General features: G+C 57.4%; 23 protein-coding genes. 5 read left to right on the top strand and 18 right to left on the bottom strand.

Going from position 1 to position 26,849, the window contains the following annotated elements; genetic code table 11:
* Nucleotides 1–382: 382 nt before the first annotated feature.
* Nucleotides 383–2,749 (bottom strand): phosphoenolpyruvate synthase, encoded by a 2,367-nt coding sequence (gene ppsA, locus VF694_RS00760; RefSeq protein WP_003799770.1) that lies wholly within the window; start codon nucleotides 2,747–2,749, stop codon nucleotides 383–385.
* Between the two features lie 169 nt (nucleotides 2,750–2,918).
* Between ppsA and ppsR the strand changes: the two genes are divergently transcribed.
* Nucleotides 2,919–3,752 (top strand): posphoenolpyruvate synthetase regulatory kinase/phosphorylase PpsR, encoded by an 834-nt coding sequence (gene ppsR / locus VF694_RS00765; RefSeq protein ID WP_003799769.1) that lies wholly within the window; start codon nucleotides 2,919–2,921, stop codon nucleotides 3,750–3,752.
* Nucleotides 3,753–4,140: 388 nt separating this feature from the next.
* Here the strand turns inward: ppsR and VF694_RS00770 are convergent, their stop codons facing one another.
* The 16 genes from VF694_RS00770 to rpsB form a co-directional block, all read right to left on the bottom strand.
* Nucleotides 4,141–4,923, bottom strand: a complete 783-nt coding sequence (locus VF694_RS00770) for a TrmH family RNA methyltransferase (protein ID WP_131070601.1) — start codon at nucleotides 4,921–4,923, stop codon at nucleotides 4,141–4,143.
* Nucleotides 4,924–4,933: 10 nt separating this feature from the next.
* The gene (gene rnhB / locus VF694_RS00775) at nucleotides 4,934–5,539 is read right to left on the bottom strand and encodes a ribonuclease HII (RefSeq protein ID WP_131070602.1); all 606 of its coding nucleotides are present in this window, start codon (nucleotides 5,537–5,539) and stop codon (nucleotides 4,934–4,936) included.
* Nucleotides 5,536–6,717 carry a lipid-A-disaccharide synthase gene (gene lpxB / locus VF694_RS00780; RefSeq protein WP_242633113.1) on the bottom strand — a complete coding sequence of 394 codons (1,182 nt, stop codon included), beginning with the start codon at nucleotides 6,715–6,717 and terminating at the stop codon, nucleotides 5,536–5,538. The genes rnhB and lpxB overlap by 4 nt, the downstream gene beginning before the upstream one ends.
* A gap of 77 nt (nucleotides 6,718–6,794) precedes the next feature.
* The gene (gene lpxA / locus VF694_RS00785) at nucleotides 6,795–7,583 is read right to left on the bottom strand and encodes an acyl-ACP--UDP-N-acetylglucosamine O-acyltransferase (RefSeq protein ID WP_131070604.1); all 789 of its coding nucleotides are present in this window, start codon (nucleotides 7,581–7,583) and stop codon (nucleotides 6,795–6,797) included.
* 3 nt (nucleotides 7,584–7,586) lie between these two features.
* Nucleotides 7,587–8,042, bottom strand: coding sequence for a 3-hydroxyacyl-ACP dehydratase FabZ (gene fabZ, locus VF694_RS00790; RefSeq protein WP_003799758.1), 456 nt, complete (start codon nucleotides 8,040–8,042; stop codon nucleotides 7,587–7,589).
* Nucleotides 8,043–8,054: 12 nt separating this feature from the next.
* Nucleotides 8,055–9,185: a UDP-3-O-(3-hydroxymyristoyl)glucosamine N-acyltransferase gene (gene lpxD / locus VF694_RS00795; RefSeq protein WP_003799756.1), complete on the bottom strand. Its 1,131-nt coding sequence runs from the start codon at nucleotides 9,183–9,185 to the stop codon at nucleotides 8,055–8,057.
* A gap of 6 nt (nucleotides 9,186–9,191) precedes the next feature.
* Entirely contained in the window at nucleotides 9,192–9,746 is a 555-nt protein-coding gene (locus VF694_RS00800; RefSeq protein WP_003799754.1) for an OmpH family outer membrane protein, read from the bottom strand.
* Nucleotides 9,747–9,807: 61 nt separating this feature from the next.
* Entirely contained in the window at nucleotides 9,808–12,150 is a 2,343-nt protein-coding gene (bamA, locus tag VF694_RS00805; RefSeq protein ID WP_003799752.1) for an outer membrane protein assembly factor BamA, read from the bottom strand.
* Nucleotides 12,151–12,202: 52 nt separating this feature from the next.
* Nucleotides 12,203–13,525 (bottom strand): RIP metalloprotease RseP, encoded by a 1,323-nt coding sequence (rseP, locus tag VF694_RS00810; protein ID WP_003799750.1) that lies wholly within the window; start codon nucleotides 13,523–13,525, stop codon nucleotides 12,203–12,205.
* A gap of 11 nt (nucleotides 13,526–13,536) precedes the next feature.
* Nucleotides 13,537–14,739: a 1-deoxy-D-xylulose-5-phosphate reductoisomerase gene (locus tag VF694_RS00815; protein ID WP_003799748.1), complete on the bottom strand. Its 1,203-nt coding sequence runs from the start codon at nucleotides 14,737–14,739 to the stop codon at nucleotides 13,537–13,539.
* 40 nt (nucleotides 14,740–14,779) lie between these two features.
* The gene (locus VF694_RS00820) at nucleotides 14,780–15,634 is read right to left on the bottom strand and encodes a phosphatidate cytidylyltransferase (RefSeq protein WP_440163529.1); all 855 of its coding nucleotides are present in this window, start codon (nucleotides 15,632–15,634) and stop codon (nucleotides 14,780–14,782) included.
* Between the two features lie 13 nt (nucleotides 15,635–15,647).
* Nucleotides 15,648–16,412, bottom strand: coding sequence for a polyprenyl diphosphate synthase (gene uppS / locus VF694_RS00825; RefSeq protein ID WP_039943063.1), 765 nt, complete (start codon nucleotides 16,410–16,412; stop codon nucleotides 15,648–15,650).
* Between the two features lie 25 nt (nucleotides 16,413–16,437).
* Nucleotides 16,438–16,998 (bottom strand): ribosome recycling factor, encoded by a 561-nt coding sequence (frr, locus tag VF694_RS00830; RefSeq protein WP_003799742.1) that lies wholly within the window; start codon nucleotides 16,996–16,998, stop codon nucleotides 16,438–16,440.
* A gap of 19 nt (nucleotides 16,999–17,017) precedes the next feature.
* Complete coding sequence (pyrH, locus tag VF694_RS00835) at nucleotides 17,018–17,734, bottom strand: UMP kinase (RefSeq protein WP_003799741.1); 717 nt, start codon at nucleotides 17,732–17,734, stop codon at nucleotides 17,018–17,020.
* Between the two features lie 93 nt (nucleotides 17,735–17,827).
* Nucleotides 17,828–18,706, bottom strand: coding sequence for a translation elongation factor Ts (tsf, locus tag VF694_RS00840; protein WP_039943062.1), 879 nt, complete (start codon nucleotides 18,704–18,706; stop codon nucleotides 17,828–17,830).
* A 112-nt stretch (nucleotides 18,707–18,818) separates the two neighbouring features.
* The gene (rpsB, locus tag VF694_RS00845) at nucleotides 18,819–19,568 is read right to left on the bottom strand and encodes a 30S ribosomal protein S2 (protein ID WP_003799736.1); all 750 of its coding nucleotides are present in this window, start codon (nucleotides 19,566–19,568) and stop codon (nucleotides 18,819–18,821) included.
* A 785-nt stretch (nucleotides 19,569–20,353) separates the two neighbouring features.
* On the opposite strand from rpsB, the gene map reads away from it, so the two are divergent.
* Genes map through VF694_RS00865 form a run of 4 tightly spaced genes read left to right on the top strand, consistent with a single transcriptional unit; the run spans nucleotide 20,354 to nucleotide 24,958 of the window.
* Complete coding sequence (map, locus tag VF694_RS00850; RefSeq protein WP_440163530.1) at nucleotides 20,354–21,157, top strand: type I methionyl aminopeptidase; 804 nt, start codon at nucleotides 20,354–20,356, stop codon at nucleotides 21,155–21,157.
* A 3-nt stretch (nucleotides 21,158–21,160) separates the two neighbouring features.
* Nucleotides 21,161–23,725: a [protein-PII] uridylyltransferase gene (locus tag VF694_RS00855; protein ID WP_003799731.1), complete on the top strand. Its 2,565-nt coding sequence runs from the start codon at nucleotides 21,161–21,163 to the stop codon at nucleotides 23,723–23,725.
* A gap of 14 nt (nucleotides 23,726–23,739) precedes the next feature.
* On the top strand, nucleotides 23,740–24,453 hold the full coding sequence (locus VF694_RS00860; protein ID WP_003799729.1) for a MarC family protein: 714 nt from the start codon (nucleotides 23,740–23,742) through the stop codon (nucleotides 24,451–24,453).
* 4 nt (nucleotides 24,454–24,457) lie between these two features.
* On the top strand, nucleotides 24,458–24,958 hold the full coding sequence (locus VF694_RS00865) for a disulfide bond formation protein B (protein ID WP_100214794.1): 501 nt from the start codon (nucleotides 24,458–24,460) through the stop codon (nucleotides 24,956–24,958).
* A 396-nt stretch (nucleotides 24,959–25,354) separates the two neighbouring features.
* Here VF694_RS00865 and purF read toward each other — a convergent pair whose 3' ends face one another.
* Nucleotides 25,355–26,839 (bottom strand): amidophosphoribosyltransferase, encoded by a 1,485-nt coding sequence (purF, locus tag VF694_RS00870; protein WP_059317595.1) that lies wholly within the window; start codon nucleotides 26,837–26,839, stop codon nucleotides 25,355–25,357.
* Nucleotides 26,840–26,849 lie beyond the last annotated feature (10 nt).

The following is a 26,849-nucleotide window of genomic DNA, read 5'->3' on the forward strand; positions in this document are numbered from 1 at the left end:
ACACAGCGAGCCCGCCCTCTGCACGAAGGCTGCCCAGCCAAGGGGGGCCCCCTTCCCTCTACCCTGTCCGGATCTATACGAAACTGCCCCTTCTAGGACTGATCGAGTCCGTGTTCGCGAACTGCGCGTTGAAAAACCGTAGCGACGTACAGAGACGTTTCGCAACGTCGAAGGAGCGGCTAAGACAAAAGTGAAGTGACGCACAGAGGTCCAGCCGCCAGCAAGCAAATCCCAGATCGGCCGGGTGCCGCAACCAAGATAACCCTGCCCCAAGATGCAACAACACCCCGGTGTGCCTATTGCACACCGGGGTGTTGTTGTGGCGCTTAGCCACTGGCCTCCGCCAGCACCCTGCCAGGCAGACGCTGGCAGGAATCAGGACTTAAGCCTTGGCCAGACGCTGCCAGGTGTCCACAACCGTGTCAGGGTTCAGCGACAGCGAAATAATGCCCTCTTCGCTCAGCCACTTGGCCAGATCAGGATGGTCGCTGGGGCCTTGGCCGCAAATACCAACGTATTTGTTCTGGGCCAGACATGCCTTGATGGCACGGCTCAGCATGAACTTCACCGCCTCGTCGCGCTCGTCGAAGTCGGCAGCCAGCAGTTCCATACCGGAGTCGCGATCCAGACCCAAAGTCAACTGAGTCATATCGTTGGAACCGATGGAGAATCCGTCAAAGTATTGCAGGAACTTGTCGGCCAAAATGGCGTTGGAAGGTACTTCGCACATCATGATCAGGCGCAGACCGTTTTCGCCACGAGCCAGACCGTGGGAAGCCAGCAGATCAACCACACGCTCTGCCTGACCCAGGGTACGCACAAATGGCACCATGATCTCGACGTTGGTCAGACCCATTTCGTCACGCACTTTCTTCAGGGCTTCACATTCCATCTTGAAGCATTCTGCGAAGTCTTCGGACAGGTAGCGAGCCACACCGCGGAAGCCCAGCATGGGATTCTCTTCCTCGGGCTCGTAGCGCGAACCACCCACCAGCTTGCGGTATTCGTTGGACTTGAAGTCCGACAAACGCACAATGACGGGCTTGGGGTAGAAGGAAGCGGCCAGGGTCGCGATACCTTCAGCCAGTTTCTCCACGAAGAAAGCACGTGGGCTGGCGTAGCCACGAGCAGCCGATTCCACCGCCTTTTTCAGGTCGCTATCCACATTGGGGTAGTCCAGAACCGCCTTGGGGTGAATGGCAATGTTGTTGTTGATGATGAATTCCAGACGAGCCAGACCCACACCATCGTTGGGGATTTGCGAGAAATCGAAAGCCAGTTGTGGGTTACCCACGTTCATCATGATTTTCAGACCGATCTCGGGCATCTGGCCCCAGCTGACTTCTTCGATCTCGGTTTCCAGCAGACCGTCGTAAATACGGCCTTCGTCGCCTTCCGCACACGACACCGTCACTTCCTGACCTTCTTTCAGCACGTCGGTGGCGTTGTTGCAACCGACCACGGCGGGGATGCCCAGTTCGCGAGCAATAATCGCAGCGTGGCAGGTACGGCCGCCACGGTTGGTGACAATAGCCGACGCCAGCTTCATGATGGGTTCCCAGTTGGGGTCCGTCATGTCAGTCACCAGCACGTCGCCGGGTTTGACCAGATCCATCTCGGAGGCGTCAGCCACGATGCGGACTTTACCCGAGCCGATCTTCTGGCCAATGGCGCGGCCAGTGACCAGTACCTCGCCCGTGGCTTTCAGGCGGTAACGCTCTTGCACATCGTTGCTGCCTTGCTGGGACTTCACAGTCTCGGGACGGGCTTGCAGGATGTAGATCTTGCCATCGATGCCATCACGGCCCCACTCAATGTCCATAGGACGCTGGTAGTGTTTTTCAATGATGGTGGCGTAACGGGCCAGTTCGATCACTTCTTCGTCGCTCAGGGAGTAACGATTGCGCTCGGACACAGGTACGTCCACGGTACGCACAGCGTGATCGGTGGTACGACTTTCGTCAAATTCCATCTTGATCAGCTTGGAGCCGATACGACGGCTGATGATGGGGTAGTGACCGGAAGCCAGGGTTGGCTTGTACACGTAGAACTCGTCCGGATTGACCGAACCTTGAACCACGGTTTCGCCCAGACCGTAGGAGGAAGTCAGGAAAACGACGTCCTTGAAGCCCGATTCGGTGTCTAGGGTGAACATCACACCGGCGCTGCCCTTGTCCGAGCGCACCATACGCTGAATACCCGCAGACAGAGCCACTTCAGCGTGGGCGTAGCCCTTGTGGACGCGGTAAGAAATAGCGCGGTCGTTGTACAGGGAAGCAAACACGTGGTGAATCTTGCTCAACACCTCGTCGATGCCCACCACGTTCAGGTAGGTTTCCTGCTGACCGGCAAAGGAAGCATCAGGCAAGTCTTCGGCGGTGGCGGACGAACGCACGGCAAAGGAACCCTTGCCGTCAGCGTCCAGCTCGGCAAACGCCTCACGTACGGCTTTTTCAAACTCGGCCGGGAACGGCGTGTCGATGATCCACTGACGGATTTCGGCACCGGCCGCAGCCAGTTCACGAACGTCGTCGGCATCCAAAGCGTCCAGACGCTGCTGAATGCGCTTGTCCAGATCGTTGTTTTTCAGGAAAACGCGGAATGCTTCGGCTGTGGTGGCAAAACCACCTGGCACGCGCACACCGGCATCGGCCAGTTGGCTGATCATTTCACCCAGCGAGGCGTTTTTACCGCCTACTGTGTCGACGTCCGTCATGCGGAGCTTGTCGAAACCAATTACGTAAGACATAAGTCACCTTGAATAGAAAAAAAAGCGTGTTTGCTTAAGACAGGGACCGTCACAGCGGTGTCTGTGCAATCTGTCTTAAGCAAACCTGCCTTTCCATACCCCGATTCGAGCGGTAAATGGTAATCTTGCAAATTGTACCGTTTCCCGAGCTTTGTGCACGACTTATTCCATGTCTTCTTCTCCTATTGAGCGTACCGTCTTTGTCGTTTCCGACAGCACGGGCATTACCGCCGAAACTTTCAGCAACTCCGTCCTGTCGCAATTCGCTCAATTCGAATTTCAGGCCGTCCGGATTCCCTTCATCGACACCATCGAGAAAGCCCAGTCTGTCGCAGACCGCATCAATCAGTGTGCCCAGGACCAGGGTCAGCAGCCCCTGGTGTTCAGCACCTTGGTCGACCCCAAGATGGCCCACATCATTGGCGCGGCCAACTGCACTTTCCTGGATTTGTTTGGTGCCTTTGTACGACACATTGAGCGTGCCCTGGGCGTGAAATCCAGCCGTTCCGTAGGCCGTTCGCACTCGGGCGGCATGTCCAAGCGCTATAACAGCCGCATTGAAGCCATCAACTTCAGCCTGGCCCACGACGATGGCCAGTATGTGAATGGCCTGGAACAAGCCGATGTGATTCTGGTGGGCGTGTCACGCTGCGGCAAAACCCCGACCAGCTTGTACTTGGCCATGCAGTACGCTGTCAAGGCCGCCAATTACCCGCTGATTCCGGAAGACTTTCAGCGCGGCACCCTGCCAGCCACCCTGGCCCCCTACCGAAAAAAGATCTTTGGTTTATCCATTCATCCGGACCGCCTGTCCGAAGTGCGCAATGAACGTCGTCCCGACAGCAAGTACGCCTCGATTGAGCAGTGCCGCATGGAAGTCGCCGAGGCAGAACGCCTGATGCGCATGGAAGGCATCCCCTGGTTGTCGACCACGACCAAATCGATTGAGGAAATCTCCACCAAGATTCTGGATGATGTCGGTTTGGACCGCCGTTCTTACTGAAGTCGACGCCAGCGTTTGCCCGCAGTGCAACAAAGCGGAGCGGCAATGAGCGTAAGGCCTGAGTCGGTGTTTCACCGAACTCGGGCTTTTTTTATTTAACCCTTCTCCGGCCCACTTATCCCGCAGCACCAGCCGTATGTACGGCAGAATGTACCTCCCTGATCTGCCTTCGCCCCGGCTCTCAGGCGCGAGCATGCCCATCACGCTGGACGGCAGAGTCATCACCGCTTGTTTAGCCCCTCAAGACACGCCACACGCGACATCGTCAAGGTCGTGGAGAGGGGGATTGCAAGGCTGTCTGTCCGACCCGTGCCACGACAAATTCAGCCCACGTCTTGCCCAGGCCACGCAGGCAGCATGCCGCTGCCACCCACCCACAGCAGCGCTATTACTTTCTATGCTGGCGACGCTGTTCGTACAAACACAGCGCCGTGGCAATGGCCACATTCAGGGACTCCACCCCGGGCGCCTGGGGGATGAACAAACGCTGGCTGGCTTTGGCCAGCAAAGCAGGACTGACGCCCTGCCCCTCGTTGCCAAACACCCATATTGCGTGTGCAGGCAAGGCAGATTCATACAGGTCTTGAGTGTCAGGCCCCAGAGAGGTCACCAAAACCGGCAAGCCGGCTTTCTCAAGCAGTTCCAGGCCCTCGACCTGCTCATGAATCTGAATAGAAAAATGCGCGCCTTGTGCGCTACGCAGCACCTTCTGGGACCAGACACTGGCGCAGCCCGGCGTCAAGTAGACCGCCTCCATGCCCACCGCCACGGCGGTTCGCAGTACGGTGCCCACATTGCCGGGGTCCTGCACCTGATCGAGCAAGACTGCACTTCCAGCAGGCGCTGTCCACGCCTGCCCGCGCGGCACACGCACAATAAAGCCCACGCCTTGCCCCTGGCCTACCTGGGACACCGCATTCATCAGCGTGGCATTGAACGTCACACTGAGATGACCCGGTAAAAAACGAGCCAGTTCCAACAGCTCGTCCGAATGGCGATCCATTTCAAACACCGCCAGTTCCGGCAAGCCACGGCGCTCCAGCCACATCTGGCAGAGATGGATGCCTTCCAACCAAATCAGCTGATCGCCCCCATCCAGCTCGCGTTTGTCGTGAGCCAGGCGCTGCACTCGTTTGAATAGCGCATTATCTTTGGATTCAATCAGCCTCATTTTCTTCAACTTACCTAACTAGAGATGCGCGTACCGGCGCGAAACTTCGACGATGCTCGGGACACGGCCCGTGCTGGGACAAACGTTGCAGATGAAAGGCCGTCCCATAGCCTTTGTGCTGGTCAAAACCGTATTCGGGATAGTCTCGGTGCAATTCCAGACAGACTGCATCCCGCGCTGTTTTCGCCAAAATTGATGCAGCCGCAATGGCAGCATGGCTGGCGTCACCTTTGATGATGGCTTCTGCCGGGCAACACAGGCCAGTGGGAATGCGATTGCCGTCCACCAAAGCCTGTTCGGGTTTGACACTCAGGCCATTGCAGGCTCGCTGCATCGCCAACATGGCCGCGTGCAAGATATTGATGTCGTCAATTTCCGCCACACTAGCGCTGGCAATTTCCCAGGCCAACGCCCTTTCCTTGATCAACACCGCCAAGGCTTCACGCCGTTTGGCGGTCAGCTTCTTGGAATCATTCAGGCCTTCAATGGGATTGCTCGGGTCCAGAATCACGGCAGCGGCAAAGACGGGACCTGCCAGAGGGCCACGCCCTGCCTCATCCAGCCCCGCCACCAAACCCGCCGAGGCATTACTGACTAATAAATCCAGCTGCTTCATGCACGCGCCATATTCACAATGACCTCGGCCGCCAACGCGGGCGTATCCCGACGCAAGGTCAAATGCATTTCGGTAAAGACTTGCTCGATATGTGCCACATAGCTCTGATCGCTCAAGGCTTTCCAGCACTCTTGCGCCAGCTTCCTGGGCTCGGCGTCTTCTTGCAGCAGTTCAGGTACGACAAAATCCCGAGCCAGCACATTAGGCAAACCCACCCAAGGCACATAAGGCCGGTCCTGACCAGACTTCCACCGTATGATGCGCTCCATCATGGGGCTGAGCACATATGAAATAACCATAGGCCGCTTGTACAAGGCGGTTTCCAGACTGGCAGTACCACTGGCCACCAGCACAGCGTCACTGGCTTCCATCACCGTCCAGGCGGGTGGACGAACCACGCCTTCCGAATCAGGCTGACGAATACCGGCTGTATTGGCATCAATAATGTGCAAGTTACGGACGGGGTGTTGGGCCAGTGCTTCCTCAAATTCCTGACGGCGCTTAGGATTGACCATGGGCACCAGAATCATCAAATCCGGCTCCTGATCCTGCAAGATCTGCACCGCCTGCAAAAAACGGGGTGACAGCATCTTGACCTCGGAAGACCGGCTGCCAGGCAAGACGCCCAATATACGCCCTGTCTCGGGCAAGCCCAGCCGCCGACGCGCGTCGGCCTTGTCCGGCTGCAAGGGAATATTCGCCGCCAAGGGGTGACCCACATAGGTCACGGGAATGCCTTCCTTCTCGTAGATCTCGGTCTCGAAAGGAAACAGCACCAACATGTGAGACACGGCTTCGCGGATTTTATGGATGCGCTCATAGCGCCAGGCCCAAATGGAGGGCCCCACAAAATGCACCGTTGGAACCCCGGCCTGACGCAGACGATGTTCCAGACGCAAGTTGAAGTCGGGGGCATCGATGCCTACAAACACATCAGGGCGTTGCCGCAACCACTGATTGCGCATGCCCAGGTAGGTAGAAACCAGCCCGGGAATGCGTTTCAGCGCCTCGACATAACCGAATACCGTCAAGGCATCCATGGGATAAAACTGATGAAATTGCTGCGCCGCCATTTCGGGTCCGCCTATGCCCTCTACCCACAAGTCGGGATGGCCTTGGCGCAAGCCTTGAATGATGCGAGCCGCCAGCAAATCGCCAGAGGGCTCACCCGCCACCATCCCAATGCGCAAATCCTGCTTGACCCCTGTCTGCCCCGACCCGCCTGAACGTGCCGCTACTGGGCTGGAGGCGCTGCTCATGGTCGGCAAATACCCCGACTGGAATCGTTCAGAAAATCGATCATGACCTGAACCGCTGCCCGGCAGTCGGGCTGCGCCTGCTGCAAGGCCTGCATCTGCTCAACGGCCTGCTCGACGGTCAATTTACGACGGTACAGCAGCTTGTAGCTTTCCTTGACGGCCGAAATCGCTTCGGCAGAAAAGTGACGACGACCCAGGCCTTCGCTATTGACACCGACTGGACGGAATGGATCACCTGCACCGATCACGTAAGGAGGAATGTCCTGACGGACCGAGCTGGTGCCACCAATCATGCTGTGCGCACCGATGCGACCGAACTGATGCACGGCGGTCAAGCCGCCCAGAATGGCCCAGTCGCCAATATGCACATGGCCGCCCAACTGAACACTATTGGCAATAATCGTATGACTGCCGATCTGGCAATCGTGCGCAATATGGGTGTAGGCCATGATCCAGTTGTCGTTGCCAACACGGGTCACTCCCACGTCCTGCACCGTGCCGGTGTTAATGGTGACGTATTCACGAACCATATTGCCATCGCCGATTTCCAGACGAGTGGGTTCCCCGGCGTACTTCTTGTCCTGCGGCATGCCCCCGATGGAGCAGAAACGGTAGAAATGGTTGTTGCGACCGATCGTGGTCACGCCATCTATCACGCAGTGCGGGCCTACTTTGGTGCCCGCCCCTATCGTGACATTGGGCCCAATGATGCTGTAGGGCCCGACCTCGACATCATCGGCAAGCTGAGCGCCCGCTTCGATAATGGCCGTTTCATGAATACGCATAAACTATTCTTCCAATTGTCGGATAGCACACATGATTTTGGCTTCGGCGACCACTTGGCCGTCCACCAATGCGCGACCCGTGTACTTGCACAACGCGCGGCTGATGCGGTCAGCCGTCACTTCCAGGCGCAGTTGATCGCCCGGCATCACGGGTTTGCGAAAACGCGCACCATCCACACCGACCAGATAGTAAGCCAGCTTGTTGTCCACTTTCGCGTACGGATCTTCAGGATCAGTAAACGAGAACAAGGCGGCGGCCTGGGCCATGGCTTCAATGATCAAGACCCCAGGCATAACCGGCATGTGCGGAAAGTGGCCAGTAAAAAAGGGTTCATTCATCGACACGTTCTTGATGGCGACGATGCTCTTGCCAGGCACCAGTTCCAAAACGCGATCCACCAGCAACATCGGGTAACGATGAGGAAGGCGATCCATAATTTGTCGAATGTCGAGTTCCATGTCCTGTCCTGCTTAATTTTTATTGATATGTTCAGATGATTCATTTGCTCCATCCGCCTGCTGCCGTTCCAAGGAACGCAGGCGACGGCGCAAACCGCTCAATTGCCCCAGCACGGCAGCATTTTTCTGCCAGTCCTGATGCCCCGCAAAGGGATAAACTCCGGTGTAACGTCCGGGCTGGCTGATGCTGGAGGTAACGGCGGTACCGCCCGAGATGTGCACATCATCACCCAAGACCAGATGCCCGGACAGCATGGCCGCCCCGGCAATCGTGCACCGCGCCCCGATCCGGGTTGAGCCGGCCACCCCCACACAGGCCGCCATGGCCGTATGTTCACCGACCTGCACGTTGTGCCCGATCATGATCTGATTGTCCAGCTTGACCCCATTGGCCAGCACCGTATCGTCCAACGCTCCTCGGTCCACCGTGGTGTTGGCTCCGATTTCAACATCATCACCAATCCGCACGTGACCGATCTGCGCAATCTTGGCCCAGGCGCCCTGGCCCTTGACGGGGTCCGGAGCAAAGCCAAAGCCGTCTGCACCAAGCACCACACCCGAGTGCAAAATGGCGCGATCACCAATATGCACCTCGTGATACAGGGTCACGCGCGCATGCAGCAAACAGTCCTGCCCCAAGGTAGAGCCTGCGCCAATCACGCAATGCGCACCCAAACGGGTGCCCCGTCCGATCTTGACGCCTGCCTCCACCACACAAAATGGACCGATCGACACACCGTCGCCCAATGCAGCACTGGGATCAATCACAGCGCTGGGGTGAATACCCGTGGGCAACTGAGCCATCCGCACTTGATCAAAACGCTGTGCGAGCAGCGCATACATCAAATACGGCTGAGAGCACAGAACCGGGATAAAGGAGGGCTCAACGTCCAGACCTTCGTAGACTTGCGGCGTCAAAATCACCACCGCGGCGGCAGTCTGCTGCAGCAGATCCTGCATCTTGGGATTGGATAGAAAGCTGATTTCTTCCGGGCCCGCAGAAAGCAAAGAGCCTAGGCCCCGAATCCGGGGCATAGGCTCTTTCACGCCTTCTGGCAGCTTGCAATCCAGTCCGGTCTTGTTGATGGCGTCTATAAGTTCAGACAGCTGTACAGCCTGATCAACGTTCAGCAATACCGGCATAGTGCATCAACCGCCCAATGCTTTCAGAACTTCCTCGGTGATGTCCACACGTGGGCTAACCGTTACGGCGTCCTGAATGATCAGGTCGTAGCCCTGGGAGTCAGCAATACGTTTGATGGCGGCATCAGCCTGCTCAACAATGGCCGAGAATTCTTCGTTGCGGCGACGATTGAAGTCTTCCTGGAACTCGCGGCGTTTGCGCTGCAGGTCGGAATCCAGATCAGCCAGCTGGCGCTGACGCTTGACGCGATCAGACTCGGACAGCACAGGAGCGTCCTTGTCGAATTTCTGAGCTTGCGAACGCAGGTTGTTGGCCATGCGCTCCAGCTCTTCGTCACGGCGCTTGAATTCTGCCTCGATCTTGGTCTGGGCCGCTTTGGCTGGCTTGGAGTCGCGCAAAATGCGCTCTGTGCTGACAAAACCGATTTTTGTCTGTGCCTGAACAACAGGTGCAGCGGTCATGGCGCCAACACCCAGCGCGGCAGCCAGAACGAGCGCTTTATTGCCACGCGACAAGCTGCGGGCGATGTTTGTAAGTTTTAATGCGATGTTTGACTTCATGAAAAATCTACCTTGCAAATTAGGCTGCAGAATAGTGCAATTGTGCCACTAAACACGAACATCAGAAAGCGGTACCAATCTGGAACTGGAAGGCTTGTTTATCGTCGCCTTCCTTGGCGCGCAAGGCGCGACCGTAGGACAGCTGCAAAGGACCCAGCGGGGATTCCCACGACAAGCCCAGACCGGCGGCGTACTTCCAGCCGCAGGGATCTTCAGATCGACGATCAGGGCGACCCATTGCACAACCACCGCTCGTGTTGTCGACCTTGCCAGCATCGGCAAAAACGAACCAACGCAAGGTGCGGTCACGTGATGCGCCTGGGAACGGCAGGTACAGCTGGGCATTGGCCACCATACGGCGCGAACCACCCAGATAGTCACCGGTCAGGGTGTCTCGTGGGCCCAGGGACGCACCCTCGTAACCACGTACCGAACCGATACCACCGGCGTAAACGTTCTTGATAACCGGGAAAGTCTTGCTGCCAATGCTGCGACCATAGTCAATCGCTCCATTCAAGGCCAGCGTGTATGCGCGACCCAATGGAATGTAGTGCTGATGGCTGGCGCGCAGCATGTAGTAGCGCAAATCCAGCGTACCCATATCGGCCGACAAGCTGGTCAGGCTTCCCTTCTTGGGAGCAATCGCGCTGTCACGGGTATCTTTGGACCAACCCAGATTGAAAATGAAGGTGTTGGTACGCTCACCATACTCCTGCACGTAATCCTGGTAGGCAAGCGGAGTGTACTGAGGGCTCAGACGCGATAGTTTGTTCTGCTCGAAATTGACGCCCATGAAAATACGGTCGTATTCCGAGATGGGCACACCAAAGTTCAAACCGGCACCGATCGCGGTGTTCTGGTAGTCGCCCCAGCCGTCATTGGACTGGTAGGGCGTGGTACGACGATAGTAAATCGAAGTCGTTTTGCTGATGCCGTCTGTTGTCCAATACGGATTGGTATGGCTGATTACCGCTGTGCGGTTCACCTTACTGGTATTGACCTGCAAGGACAAGCTATTGCCACTACCGAAAATATTGTCCTGGCTGATCCCGGCCGAGAGCATCAGCTTATCGGTGGAGCCATACCCGACACCCAGGTTGACCAGACCCGTGGGTTTTTCCTTGACGTCCACCTGGACGTCCACCTGATCCGGCGAGCCGGGCACAGGCTTGGTATTGACATCCACTTCATTGAAGTAGCCCAGACGATCCACGCGATCACGGGAGAACTTGATGGCGTCCGAATCGTACCAGGCAGCCTCCTGCTGACGCATCTCACGGCGCACGACCTCGTCACGCGTGCGGACGTTGCCGCCCACCTCGATACGGCGCACATACACGCGACGGCCCGGATCAACATAGAAGGTCAGGTCAGCCGTATGATTTTCGCGATCCAGGACCGGATTGGGGTTGGCGTTGGCGAACGCATAGCCCAGGCCACCCAGGTATTCGGTAATGGCTTTCACCGTACCGCTGGTTTTCTCCGAGGAGAACACTTCCCCCTCTTTTTGCTGAACCAGTGGTTGAATCTGATCATCCAGACCCAGCAAGTCACCGGCCAGCTTCACGCTGCTCAGCGTGTACGGCTTGCCTTCATGAATCGTCAGGGTGATGTAAATGTCTTTGCGATCGGGCGAAATCGACACCTGAGGCGGCTCGGCGGAATACTCCAGAAAGCCTCGATTCAGGTAGTAGGAACGGATGCGTTCCATGTCACCTTCCAGCTTCTCGCGGGAATACTTGTCGGTGCCCGTGTACCAGGTCATCATGCCCGAGGTGGTCAGCTCCATCTGGTCGAGCAAATCGCTTTGCGAGAACGCCTCGGTACCGACAATGCGAATTTCCTTGATCTTGGCCAGACCGCCTTCAAAGATGTCAAAGCTGACGCCGACACGGTTACGCGGCAACGGCGTGATGATAGGGGTAATTTCCACCCCGTACTTGCCCTTGGACAAGTACTGCTGTTTCAGCTCAAACTCGGCCCGTTCCAGCATGGAACGGTCAAAAACCCGCCCTTCTCCAAAGCCTACCTGAGCCAGGGAGTTGGTAATATTCTTGGCATCGAACTCACGCATGCCGTTAAAAGATATGGAGGCGATGGTTGGGCGCTCTTTGACATTGACGATCAGCACATTGGTGCCCGTGTCAATTTGCACATCGCTAAAAAAGCCTGTGGCGTACAGACGCTGAATGGCATCTGCGGCCTGCTCTTCCGAGAAGGACTCACCAACCTTGACAGGCAAAGACGCGAACACGGCGCCGGGATCGACCCGCTGGATACCGTTGACTTGAATATCGCGCACGACAAACGGTGCAAATGCATTCGCCAAGGCGGGAGCAAGCAAACTTGCCACCAATACGGGCAGAACACGCAACGCAAAAGTAGGTTTCCGGCTAAACGACATCCTGGACAATCCTTGGTCGGTCAAATGGTTGGAAATTGTATGCCACCCGCTCTCAACTGAAAAGGCGGGTGATGTCATTAAAAAAAGCAATACTCATCAGTACGGCCAACAAGGCCAAACCCAGGCGCTGACCCAGCAGCATCATGCGCTCCGAAGCGGGCTTGCCGCGTACGGCTTCGATGGCATAGTACAGTAGATGCCCGCCATCCAGCATAGGTACGGGCAATAAATTCAGTAAACCAATGCTAATACTGATCAGCGCCAGGAAATTCAGGTAGGCGATCAAGCCTATTCTGGCGGTCTGACCCGCATAATCGGCAATAGTAACCGGCCCGCTGACATTCCGTACAGAGACTTCCCCGGTAATCATGCGCCCAATCATCTTCAAAGAGAACCAGAATGTCTGAGCCGTACGGGTAAATCCGCGCTCCACGCTCTCGATGGGGCCATAACGTACCAGTGTCATGGGCATGTCTGCCGCCACCTGCGCACCAATGCGTCCCAGCCCTTGCGAATCGCTCGCGGGCGTGACCAGCAAACGCTCAAGCTCACCCGCACGCAGTACATCCAGCTCCAGGGTCTGGCCGGCCGATTGTTGCACTTTTTGGACAAACGGGGTGATGCCGGGCTCGGCCAGATCACCCAGGCGGACGATGACATCCCCTTCTTTCAGCCCGCCCTGCTCGGCCGCACTTTCCTTGAACACTTCCTGCACAATCGAACGAGCCGGACGCAGAACCAGGCCTGCCTGGGCCATCAGGTCCTGTCCATCCGGCAAAATCTCGCCGGCCGGCAAAGTCAGGTAACGATTTTGTTCCCGCCCCAGTTGGTCTTTCACCCCCACTTCCAGCTCGCCGCCGGAAGACAAGGCATCCATGAATGCCCAACGCGCCTGCAACCAGGAATCAACAGGCTTGCCATCGACCGACACCAAACGGTCTCCCGCCTGAAAGCCGGCCTGTGCAGCAGGCGTCCCTGCAGGCACGGGGCCGATTTGCGCAATGGGCTCTTGCGTGCCCAACAAACCGACCACGGCGTAGATCACCACGGCCAGGATCAGGTTCGCCAGGGGACCGGCCAGCACAATGGCGGCCCGCTGACGCAAGGGTTTGTGATTGAAGGATTCGTTGATCTGCGCCTGCGTCGCGTGAGCAGGTGGATCGTTCTGCATGGCCACATAGCCACCTAAGGGCAGCGCCGATACGGCCCATTCAGTGCCGTTCCTGTCGAAACGACGGTACAACACCTTGCCAAAACCAATGGAAAAGCGCTCGACACGGACTCCACAACGACGAGCCACCCAGTAATGACCCAGCTCGTGAAAGGTCACCAGCACGCCCAGGGCCACCAGGAAAGCCAGAACGGTGAAGAGCATGTTAATTCCTGTTAAATACGCGCTGAAAATCGACAATAGTCCAGCGCCAGTGACCGTGTCTCGCTATCCAGTGCCAGAACCCCATCCAGGGCATCCAAAGCCTGACTGGCCCGGCCATTGAGCTTGTCCAGACAGTGCTCGATCACTGCCGGAATTTGAGTATAGCCAATCTGTCTTTCCAGGAAACGGTCCACGGCAATTTCATTGGCCGCATTCAGGGTCACACAGGCGGCTTGACTGTCGCGCAAGGCCTCATACGCCAGCTTCAAGCAGGGAAAACGTTGAAAATCGGGCTGTTCAAAGTCCAGGCGTCCCATCGTGGCCAGATCGAGCAGACCCACGCCACTGTACAAGCGCTCCGGAAAGCCCAGACCATAGGCAATCGCCGTACGCATATCAGGCTGCCCCAACTGCGCCATGACGGAACCGTCTATATACTCGACCATGGAGTGAATCACGCTTTGCGGATGCACCACCACATCAATCTGGTCAACGGGCACAGAAAACAGCCAATGCGCCTCGATGACCTCCAGACCCTTGTTGAGCATGGTGGCCGAATCCACCGAAATCTTGCGACCCATGCTCCAGTTGGGATGAGCACATGCCTGCTCCGGTGTAACCGTCTCCAGCTCAGAGAGTGCGCGCGAGCGAAAGGGCCCACCCGAAGCCGTCACCAACAAACGACGCAAGCCGGCAACCGGCTGGCCAGGCTCGGCAGGCAGTTCGCCCGCCAGACATTGGTAAATGGCACTGTGCTCGGAGTCGATGGGCATCAACTGTGCCCCGCCCTCTTGCACAGCTTGCATGAAAATACGTCCCGCGGCGACCAAGGCCTCTTTATTAGCCAGCAATACCCGCTTACCGGCACGCGCGGCGGCCAAGGCCGAAGGCAAGCCAGCCGCGCCAATAATGGCCGCCATGACGGTCGTTACCTGAGGGTCGGCAGCCGTGTCGGCCAGCGCCTGTGCGCCTACCCGGATTTCCGGCAAAGCACCACCCTGCCATGCATCCAGAAAACGGCTGCGAGCCGCCTCGTCCGGCACCAGAACAACGCGAGCCGCACTGTCCTGAGCCTGTTGGGCGAGCAGCTCCATGCGACTATGGCCACTCAAGGCATATACCGCCATCCGATCAGGATGACGAGCAATCACATCAAGTGTGCTGACACCAATAGAGCCAGTGGCCCCTAACACACATACTTGCTGGAAACTCATGAGTTCTTCCTTGACGCATACTCGTCCAAGTCACACCGGACTAAAAGAGCCACGCCCCACTTAACAACAAGGCCACAGGAGCAACCGGCAACAAGGCATCGATACGATCGTATACGCCACCATGGCCAGGCAACAATTGGCTGGAATCCTTGACTGCAGCACGGCGCTTGAGCAAAGACTCGAACAAGTCACCCACGATGGAAAGGGCGGCCAGGGCAACACCCAATACCGCCGTGGCCACCCAGCCCCAGCGCTGCATCACATCAGCACCAAAACTCCCGGGCCAATTGGCGCTGATCAGCATCCAGGCGGAAGCGGCAACCATACCACCCACTGCCCCGGCCCAGGTCTTGCCGGGACTGACACGCGGAGCCAGCTTGGCTTTGCCAAAGGCACGGCCCGCAAAGTAAGCGGCGATGTCCGCCACCCAGATCAGGACCAATAGGGAGAGCACATAGACCATGCCCTGCGTATGCAGAAACAAATACAGACTGGCCCAGGCGACCAGGGGCGCCAGTACGCCCATCACACTGAGCAAAACACCTTGAGCACGTTGTGTGGCCTGACCTTGCAGCACCAGCCCAGTGGCACCCACCACCCACAAGGCCGCCATTATTGGTACAAGCCCCCGGTACACCAGGTCAGCAGCCTGCCCCCGCGGACCGGTTTCATACCAGTACACACTGAGCCACAGCATCAGGGCACCATTGAGCAAGGCCAGCGGCCAGGCCCAGCGCTGCTGCGCCTGAGACAGGCTCAAACGCTCCCACTCCCAGCAGGCCAAGGTGCTCATCAGCACAAAAATCGCCAGCAAAGGCCAGCGTACGGGAGCGAGCATGGCCGCGCCCAGAATGACCAGCAGGACCAGGGCGGTAATGACTCGTTGTTTCAACATAGACTAGGCTCCGTCAAGGCGCGAGGGTACCCTGCACCTGGGCACTGGTGCGCCCAAAGCGCCGCTCGCGCCCACGATACCACTCAAAGGCCTGTTCAAGCTGCGCCCGGTCAAAATCCGGCCAGTACACGTCTGTGAAATACAGCTCGGTATAGGCCATCTGCCAGATCAGAAAATTCGAAATACGGCGCTCGCCCCCCGTGCGGATAAACAGATCCGGCTCAGGAGCGTAGGACATCGCCAGGTAGGGACTGAACAGGGCCTCATCCAGTTGTTCGGGATGATCGACCAGCTGGGGATTGGCAGCCAATGCTTTTTGCGTCGCCTGCAAAATATCCCAACGACCGCCGTAGTTGGCGGCAATCGTCAAATGTAAGGTGTCGTTATCGCGAGTCTGCTCTTGAGCGTCGGCAATCAGGCCGCGCAACTCTTCACTAAACGCAGACAATTCGCCAATAACATGAAGTCGGACGCCGTTTTTTTTCAGTGTTGCCACTTCTTTTTGCAGCATCTTGACAAACAGGCCCATCAACAGGGACACCTCTTCCGCAGGGCGTCGCCAGTTTTCGGAACTGAACGCAAACAGGGTCAGATAGCGCACGCCAAGCTCGCCACAGGCTTCAACAACACGCCGGACAGTTTGCACACCCCGCAAGTGCCCTGCCGTGCGAGGCAACAGACGACGGGTCGCCCATCGTCCATTGCCGTCCATGACAATCGCCAGGTGGCCAGGAACCTGACCGTGTTCCGGAATCGTTTGGGTAGAACTGAATGAAATCACCTAGCCACCTGTGCAAAAGCCGTTAGACCGTCATGATCTCGGCTTCTTTCTGGGCGATCAACTTGTCGACCTCGGCAACATACTTGTCGGTCAGCTTCTGGACCTCGTCCTGGGCACGACGTTCCTCGTCCTCGGAGATTTCCTTGTCCTTGACTTGCTTTTTGAGCGTGTCATTGGCATCACGGCGCAGATTACGGATGGCGACCTTGGCATCTTCACCTTCGCTACGCACCACTTTGGCCAGATCGCGACGACGCTCTTCGGTCAAGGCAGGCATGGGAACACGAATGCTCTCGCCCATGGAAATCGGGTTCAATCCCAGGTCGCTGTCGCGAATGGCTTTTTCAATCGGGCCGGCCATATGCTTTTCCCACACTTGCACATTCAGCGTGCGGGCATCCACCACCGTGATATTGCCCACCTGGCTGACGGGAACCATAGAGCCGTAGTACTCCACTTGCACGTGATCCAGCAAGCCCGCAGTGGCGCGGCCTGTGCGGATCTTGGCCAGGCCCGTCTTGAGAGACTCGATGGACTTGCCCATACGATTGTCGGTCGATGCTTTGATCTCGGAAAGACTCATGGACTAAATTCCTATAACTTTAAACGTGAACCAGGGTGCCCTCGTCCTCGCCAGAGACCGCGCGAGTCAACGCACCGGGCTTGTTGATCGAAAACACTTTAATGGGCAGTTTTTGGTCGCGACACAGCGCAAAGGCCGTGGCGTCCATCACTTCCAGACGACGCACGATCGCTTCGTCAAAGCTGATACGCGAATAACGAGTCGCGCCTGGATCTTTATTGGGATCGGCACTGTAGATGCCATCGACTTTGGTGGCTTTCAGTACGATTTCCGCTCCCACTTCGGCGCCGCGCAGAGCCGCTGCCGTGTCCGTGGTGAAGAACGGGTTGCCCGTACCAGCCGCAAAAATAACAACTTTGTTTTCTTCCAGATAACGCAGCGCCTTGGGACGAATGTAAGGCTCTACGACCTGTTCAATATTCAGGGCGGATTGCACCCGGGCATCCAGGCCACGGTGCTTTAAGGCATCTTGCAAGGCCAGGGCATTCATGACGGTGGCCATCATGCCCATGTAATCGGCTGTCGCACGATCCATGCCCTGGGCACCCGGAGCGATGCCGCGAAAGATATTGCCCCCGCCAATCACGATAGCCAGTTGTACCCCCAACTGGGCAACCTGGGCGATCTCCTCCGTCATACGAATGATTGTGCTGCGATTAATACCGAACGAGTCCTCGCCCATCAGCGCTTCGCCGGAGAGCTTCAACAGAACACGTTTGTAATGAGGGGTAGTCATGGGTGGGATTCCAAGTGACGAAGACAGAAGAGAGTGTAAAGCAGCAGGGCAGGCACCGCCACTACGGTGCCTGCCCTGAAAAAACAAGCTGGATTAGGCTTGGCCGGCAGCGGCTGCTACCTCAGCGGCAAAATCCTCAACACGCTTCTCAATGCCTTCACCCACTACGTACAGGGTAAAGCCAGCGATCGATGCTTTTTTCTCGTCCAGCATTTGCTGCACGCTTTGCTTGTCGTTCTTGACGAAAGGCTGGCTCAGCAGCGTCACTTCCTTCAGGAACTTGGCTACAGCGCCATCGACCATCTTGGTAACGATATCAGCAGGCTTGCCGGATTCAGCTGCTTTCTGAGCTGCCACAGAGCGCTCAGCTTCGATTTCGGCAGCGTCAACACCCGACGCGTCCATGGCTTTGGGGCGAGTTGCCGCGATGTGCATGGCCAGATCCTTGCCCACTTCTTCGTCGCCACCGGCGAAATCCACCAGCACGCCGATCTTGCCACCGTGAACGTAGCTGGCCAGCTGACCAGCTGTTTCGTAGCGTTGGAAGCGACGGATCGAGATGTTCTCACCGATTTTGCCCACCAGAGCGGCGCGCACGGTTTCAACGTTGCTGTCAGCCAGTGGCAATTCAGCCAGAGCGGCCAGATCAGCAGGATTATTCTTGGCAACCAACTGAGCGATATCGTTGATAAAGCCGATGAAATCATCGTTCTTGGCGACAAAGTCCGTTTCGCAGTTCACTTCAACCACGGAACCGGTCTTGCCATCTTCAGCGATGTAGACCGACACCAGGCCTTCAGCGGTAACGCGGGTAGCTGCCTTGCTTGCCTTGCTGCCCAGCTTCACGCGCAGGATTTCTTCAGCACGAGCCATATCGCCGTCGGCTTCAGTCAGTGCTTTTTTGCATTCCATCATGGGCGCGTCGGTTTTCTCGCGCAATTCTTTAACCATCGATGCGGTGATTTGAGCCACGGTTTTCTCCAATTCTGTAGAACGTGCCCCGGCCAAGCCGGGGCGATACGAAAGGTCACTGTAACTGCCTGCCATGACAACTTATGGCGTCTGACAGGCAGCCGTGAGCCTGTTACTCCTGAGAGTCAGCCTGAACTTCGACGAACTCTTCGTCAGCGGCAATTTCTTCAACCAGACCGTTCAGGTTCTGCTCGCGGCCAGCCAGCACGGCGTCAGCCATGCCACGGGCGTACAGAGCGATTGCCTTGGCCGAGTCATCGTTACCAGGAATCACGTAATCCAGACCTTCTGGGGAGTGGTTGGTATCAACCACGGCCACAACGGGGATACCCAGCGTGCGGGCTTCAGCCACGGCAATCTTGTGGTAGCCGACGTCGATCACGAACAGAGCGTCAGGCAGGTTGTTCATGTCCTTGATACCGCCGATGGCCTTGTTCAGCTTTTCCAGTTCGCGTTCGAACATCAAGGCTTCTTTCTTGCTCATGGTTTCCAGACGGCCTTCAGCCATCTGACCTTCCATTTCTTTCAGACGCTTGATGGAAGTCTTGACCGTTTTGAAGTTGGTCATCATGCCACCCAACCAGCGGCTGTCAACGTAAGGCATACCGCAACGCTCGGCCTCAGCAGCCACCAGTTCGCGAGCAGCACGCTTGGTGCCTACGAACAGCACGTTGCCGCCACGAGCGGCCAGTTGACGCAAGAATTTGGTTGCTTCTTCGTACTGAACAACCGTTTTTTCCAGGTTGATGATGTGGATGTTGTTACGCTGACCGAAGATGAACGGAGCCATCTTGGGATTCCAGTAACGAGTTTGGTGGCCAAAGTGCACACCGGCTTCCAGCATTTCACGCATCAAAGACATAAAGTTCTCCAAGGGTTTGGTCTTGTAACTGCCCGGTATCCGGTAAGGGCCGCAGCCTAGGCTGCATTCCAGACACCCCGAGACGGGCAATCACGCGATTTACAACTTAAAACATAAGACGCAGCCCAACATGGGCATACGCCTGCACTACAACGGATTTGCACCTTGTAACGGACCACACGTCCGCCACCCAGGCCCAAATCTGTAACTTTTCTGGCCACCGCCTGCATACAGCACCGGGTTTGCAGGTGTATCCTAGAGGATTGCCTAGCCAGCACCGCCCGAACAAGAACCGGGCGTTGCCCAGGGTTGCTCTTGCAAGGCCTGGCAACGCTGGCTGACCATATATTCGTTGTGAATCATGCCTGTGCTACACAACACGCTTCTTTTCAAAACAGCAGCACGTTTACCTCAGTTCCGGCTAGTCCGGGCAGACTGGATAAAGCCTGAGTTTGATCCAAGCACTTGTCCGGCCGTATTTTCCTGGTCCTGCCAGCGTCTACAAGCCAGCAAGCCTGAAGGATCAACCTGTGGCCCGCTTTGCCTGGCGGCTGTCGCTTGGCACCCGTTGCCGGGTAAGCTGTTGTTTGCAAGCCCTGTTGTTGCACGCCGTTGTTTGAAACCCGTTGTTCGGGCTCCCTTCCGGCTCTTCTTTAAGCCACTTATTCGGATTGACCAAACCGTCCGAATGAGCCAAAGCGGGGCTAAACCGACCCAGCGCACAACTGCAAAATTCACAAAAGCCTATAATTCTACTATTTTTCAATAGACCTGTTCAAGTTGCTATGAGTATTCTCGTCACAGACCCCACTGATCTCGAAAAAATGCGCGCCGCTTGCCAGACGGCGGCATCCATCCTTGACTACCTGACCCCCTTTGTCAAAGCAGGTGTCACCACGGGCGAACTGGACCGTCTGTGCATGGAGCGGATCAATGAGCTGGGAGTCAAATCCGCCACAGTTGGCTACGCGCCTCCCGGTTACCCGCCTTTTCCCGGTGCTATCTGCACCTCCGTCAACCACGTGATCTGCCACGGCATTCCTGGCGATAAAGTGTTGAAAAATGGCGACATTCTCAATATGGACGTCACCATCATCCAGGACGGCTGGTTTGGCGATACCAGCCGCATGTACTACGTGGGCGAACCCAGCATCCTGGCCCGCCGCCTGACCGAGACCACCTACGAATGCATGTGGCTGGGCATTGACCAGGTCAAGCCGGGCGCCACGCTGGGCGATATTGGTCACGCCATTCAACAGCACGCCGAAAAGCAGGGCTTTTCCGTCGTACGCGAATACTGCGGACACGGCGTGGGCCAGAAATTCCACCAGGACCCGCAAGTGCTGCATTACGGCAAGCCCGGCACCGGTGTAAAACTGGAACCGGGCATGATTTTCACCATTGAGCCCATGATCAACGCCGGTCGTCGTGAACTGCGCACCCTGGCCGACCAATGGACGGTGGTGACCCGCGACCACAGCCTGTCAGCCCAATGGGAGCACGCAGTCCTGGTGACCGACACCGGTTACGAAGTGCTGACAGTCTCGCCCGGCATGCCGGCCCCTCCAGCCATCATCAACAAGGCCTGAACCATGTCTTTCCTGGCCCAGCTTCGCGACAGAATTGCTGGCCGCCGGGCTCGGGCCTACGAGCGCTTCAGACAGGATCTGCATTGCGACCGCTTGCTCAAGAGCCTGTGCAGGATTTGCGATCAGGGCCTGCGTGAGTTGCTGGAGCATTATCCCCTGCCCCGCCAGGCCAGCCTCGCGGCTCTGGGCGGGTATGGGCGCGGCGAACTGTACCCGCATTCGGACGTAGACCTGCTGATCCTCCTGCAGCGCGAACCTAATGCGCAGGATATTGATCGCATTCAGGCTCTGGTTGCCGCTCTGTGGGACATCGGGCTGGCACCCAGCCACAATGTGGCCACGCCCGCTCAATGTCTGGAACAGGCCAGCCAGGACATCACAACGGAAACCGCCTTGCTGGAGAGTCGCTGGCTGGCGGGTTCATCACTCCTGCTGCGCCACGCCCAACGGCAGCTACAAAGCCAGATGGACCCGCAGGCCTTCTTCTTGGCCAAGCAGGCCGAGCAGCAGCAACGTCATGCCCATCTGCAGGACACCCCCTATTCGCTGGAGCCCAATTGCAAAGAGTCTCCAGGTGCCCTGCGCGATTTGCAGGTACTGCTGTGGATGGCCCGGGCCGCCGGCTTGGGACGCACTTGGGCGGCTGTGGCCCAGTCAGAATTACTGACCGAATCCGAACTGAACGCCCTGCAACGCGTCGAGCAAGCCTTCAAGCGCCTGCGCATTGAGCTTCATCTGTTAACGGGCCGCGCCGAAGACAGGCTGCTGTTTGATCTTCAGCCGCGTCTGGCAGAAATCTACGGTTTCCAGCCCACCGCCACCCGCCGCGCCAGTGAATTGCTGATGCAGCGCTACTACTGGGCCGCCAAAATTGTCAGCCAGCTCAATCTGATCCTGATGCGCAGCATTGAGGAACATTTATTTCCGCAAACCGATCAGGACCCGATCATTCTGGACAGCCAGTTCCAGATTCATCACGGCCAGCTTGAGCTGCGCCAGCCCGACGGCTTCGAGCAGGACCCGTCGCTGATCTTTGTGGCCATGCTGCATTTGCAGCAGCAGCCCAATCTGCGCGGCCTGAAGGCCGACACCTTGCGGGCCCTGTGGCATGCACGGCGGCTGATCGACGCCAAGTTTCGGGCCGAGCCCAAAAATCGACGCCTGTTTCTGGAGATCCTGCAACAGAACAAGGGGATTGTGCATACCCTGCGGCTGATGAATCTACTGAATCTGCTTCCCCGCTACCTGCCGGTTTTCCGGCGCGTGGTCGGACAAATGCAGCATGACCTCTTTCACGCCTACACCGTGGACGAGCACACGCTGAAGGTCATACGCAATCTGCGCCGCTTCACCATGGCCGAGCACAGCGAAGAGTTGTCCATGGCCAATCAGTTGATGAGCGGCTTTGACCGTCATTGGCTGCTCTACATTGCCGCCCTGTTCCATGACATCGCCAAAGGCCGTGGTGGCAATCACTCCGAACTGGGCGCACAGGACGCACTGGCGTTTTGCCTGGATCACAATCTGATACCCATGGACGCGGAACTGGTGGTGTTTCTGGTGCGGGAACATCTGACCATGTCTCAGGTCGCCCAGAAACGCGATCTGAGCGACCCGAATGTCATCTTCCAGTTCCTGCAGACCGTGGGAACGGAACGACGCCTGACCGCGCTGTACCTGCTGACCGTCGCCGACATCCGCGCCACCAGTCCGACCGTCTGGAACTCCTGGAAAGGCAAACTGCTGGAGGACCTGTACAACCTGACGCTGGCAGCGCTGGGGAGACAGGCTAAGGACGGGGTTTCCGTCCTGGATCAGCGCAAGCGCGATGCCGCAGGGGAAATCCGTCTGGCGGGCTTGCTGGACGAGGCTCGCGAGGAATTCTGGCAGTGGCTGGACAAACCCTATTTCCTGCGCCACGACGCCAGCGAAATCGCCTGGCATACCATTCAGCTCTACCACCAGTCGCACAGCCAGACGCCCATTGTGCGCATACGGCCGGCCGGACAAACCGACGCCCTGCAAGTGCTGGTCTATACCAAGGATGCCAGCGGCCTGTTTCTGCGCATCTGTCGCTACTTTGACAGCCAGTCCGTCAGCATCCAGGATGCCCGTATCTACACCACCCGGCATGGGTGGGCGCTGGACAGCTTTGTTGTCATGCTGCCCGCCTACGACCATGCGCTGCGACGCGACCCGTTGCTGATCGAAACCGAGCTCTGTCAGGCACTGGAGCAGGAAGTGCCGCCCTCAGAGCCAGCTCATGACCCCTACCGCGACATTCGTTCTCGCCGGGCCCGTGTGTTTCCTATCCAGCCTACCGTGGACCTGCGTCAGGACGAGCAGGGACAAGACTGGATTTTGACGCTTAGCGCCACGGACCGGCGCGGTTTGTTGTACAGTCTCGCCCAGGTATTCGAGCGCCACGACGTACGTCTGCGCTCGGCCAAGGTCATGACCTTGGGTGATCGCGTCGAAGACGTCTTTATCCTCAGTGGCGCCGCCCTCGAACACAACCGTCATCAATTGCGCCTGGAGCGCGATGTCCGTTTAGCCCTTTCTCAATAAGCCCGCCCCCTTTAATGGAACTCTCCTCCGTATTCGCCGATGTCAGCCGCAGCTTCCTGTTTGCATTGGCCACGCTCTTGCCCATGCTCAACCCACCTGCGGCCGCTCCTATTTTTCTGACGCTGACCGAAGGCGCCAGCGTGCCCGATCGTGCCCGCCTGGCCAAAAAAGTGGCCGTCAACATCTTCATCATGCTGGCCATTGCAATGGTCGCTGGCAATATCGTGCTGAACTTTTTTGGCATTTCCCTGCCTATCATTCGCATTGGCGGGGGCCTGCTGGTGATCGGCACCGCCTGGCGCCTGATCAATGCCTCGGACTTTGACGCGGCCCATGCCCAGAACATGGCCGAGTCCTATTCCTGGGAGCAGATTCGCTCCAAAGCCTTCTATCCACTAACTTTTCCCATGCTGTGCGGCCCTGGCTCGCTATCGGCGGCGCTCACGGTCGGCGCGACCTTGCACGACAACTCGGTCACCGGCACCATGAGCAAGCTCGCGGGGGCCTTACCGGCGATTGCCGCAGCCAGCGTCATCGTGTTTCTGGCCCTGCGCTTTGCCTCCCAGTTTTTATACAAACTGGGTAAAAATGGCACGGCTGTCGTGATGCGTCTATCCGCCTTCATCCTGTTGTGCCTGGGCGTGCAGATTACCTGGGCCGGTTTCCATGAACTTTTCCTGGGTTTGCTGCACGAAGCATCTACCTTCCATTCTTTAAATGCATCTTGATACCATGGCCGCCTCTTTCCGCCAGTCCGCTGCACCCTTTTATCTGATTGCCCTGCTCGCCTTCGCAGGTGTGGGTATCGCCCTGCTATCGCAGCACGTCTTTAGCATCCCGCCTTGCGCATGGTGCGTACTGCAACGTCTGATTTTCATTGTGCTGGGTCTATGTAGCCTGGTGGCCGGCGTCCTGCGTCAGCTCGGCCATTCGGGCAGCTCCACCTTGTTCAGCCTGCTAGGGTTGGCGACGAGCGTGGGCGGTGTGCTGGCGGCCTGGTATCAGGTTTCGGTCGCACAGCATTTATTCAGCTGCGACCAGACCTTTGCGGACCGCTTCATCACCCAGTCCGGCCTGGAAAGCAGCCTGCCCTGGCTGTTTGGCATTTACGCCTCCTGCATGGATGCCCGTCAAGACCTGCTGGGCATTGAATATGCCTACTGGAGCCTGGGACTGTTTGTGCTATTGGGGCTGGGCTTGCTGCTGACCCTGCTCACGCGACGCCGTGCTTGATACAGCCAGCCCTCCTGAAAAGCCCTGCAGTCTTGCAGGGCTTTTTTCAAAGCGCGTTGCCCTTGACACAAGCACAGCAAAGCACAGCCCAGTTCAGCTCTACGCACCACGGCTACAGTGTCAATCGGCACATCGGGTGGATAACCGTAGCACTCCTATGAACGCGCAAAGTGCTGCGCTCGATTCCATACCCCTGTCAGAGCCTAGCAATCCCCCAAAGCGAAAACAGGCCTATTAGGGGCCCGTGACGCCAAGCACATGACACCAAGCCAAAGAAGCAGGCGCACTACTGGCGAACAAGAAAAATTTACATCACCCTACACGCAAGGCATCCGGAACAGGGAATAGAAAAAGCCCGCTTTAGAGCGGGCTTTTCTCCAACGAGCGGGCATCCGCTTAATCGGTCACATCCGGAACATCACGGCCACTTTTACGACCTTCCGCCAACAGATTCAAATATGCCTCATCCACATCGCCAGTTACGTAGTCGCCACTAAAACAGGAAGACTCAAATCCAGCAAAGCGGGGATTCAGATCACGCAGTGATTGCTCCAGGTCGTGCAGGTCCTGATAGACCAGTCCGTCCACCCCAATTTCCTTGGCAACCTGATCCACATCGCGACCAGTGGCGATCAGCTCAGAAACCGTAGGCATATCAATGCCGTAAACGTTCGGGAAGCGAACCGGTGGCGCGGCCGACGCAAAAAACACCTTGTTTGCGCCCGCGGCACGGGCCATATCCACGATCTGACGGCTGGTTGTGCCACGCACGATGGAGTCATCCACCAACAGCACATTCTTGCCACGGAACTCCATGGGAATGGCGCTCAGTTTCTGACGCACCGACTTCTTGCGCACTTCCTGACCGGGCATGATGAAGGTACGGCCCACGTAACGGTTTTTGATAAACCCTTCGCGGTAGTTCAGGTTCAAGTGAGCCGCCAACTGCATGGCCGATGGACGGGCCGAGTCAGGGATAGGCATGACGACATCAATATCGGCCAGACGCAGGTTCTTGGCGACATTCTCGGCCAGGTACTCACCCATTAACAAGCGGGCGTCATAAACCGATACGCCGTCGACCGTGGAGTCAGGACGAGCAAAATACACGTATTCAAAGACACAGGGATTCAGGCGTGGGTTCTCGGCGCACTGACGGCTGCTGAGATTACCGTCCAGATCCACGATGATGGCCTCGCCGGGCTCCACATCACGGACGAGCTCGAAACCGCAACCCGTCAGGGCTACGGACTCGGAGGCGATCATCCATTCTTCACCCTTCGGGGTCACGTTGCGACCCAGGCACAAGGGACGAATCCCGTTCGGGTCACGAAAGGCAACCAGACCGAAGTTCGCGATTTGCGACACCACCGCATAGGCGCCCCGGGCACGACGATGCACGGCAGCCACGGCCTCAAACACTTCGTCCTGAGAGAGTTCAGGGCCGGTAGCGGCACGCTGCAACTCGTGCGCATACACATTCAGCAGAACCTCGGAGTCCGAGTTGGTGTTGATGTGGCGACGATCAATGGTGAACAGTTCTTCACGCAGCTCACGCCAATTGGTCAGATTGCCGTTATGCACAAAGCTCAGACCAAAGGGGGCGTTCACGTAAAAAGGTTGCGCCTCCTCCACGCTCTGGCTGGAGCCGGCCGTGGGGTAGCGCACATGGCCAATACCACTATTGCCGGGCAAGGAGCGCATGTTGCGAGTACGGAATACGTCCCGCACCAGGCCAAATGCCTTGTGCATGCTGAAGAACTGGTCGTGCCAGGTCGCCAGCCCCGCAGCATCCTGCCCACGGTGCTGCAGCAAGAGCAAACTGTCATAGATCAACTGATTTACAGGGCTGCGCGCAACAACCCCTACAACTCCACACATGATTGGTTCC

Source organism: Alcaligenes sp. Lyrl_28 (genome assembly GCF_051948705.1).
In the GTDB taxonomy this organism is placed as follows: Bacteria; Pseudomonadota; Gammaproteobacteria; order Burkholderiales; family Burkholderiaceae_B; genus Alcaligenes; species Alcaligenes ammonioxydans.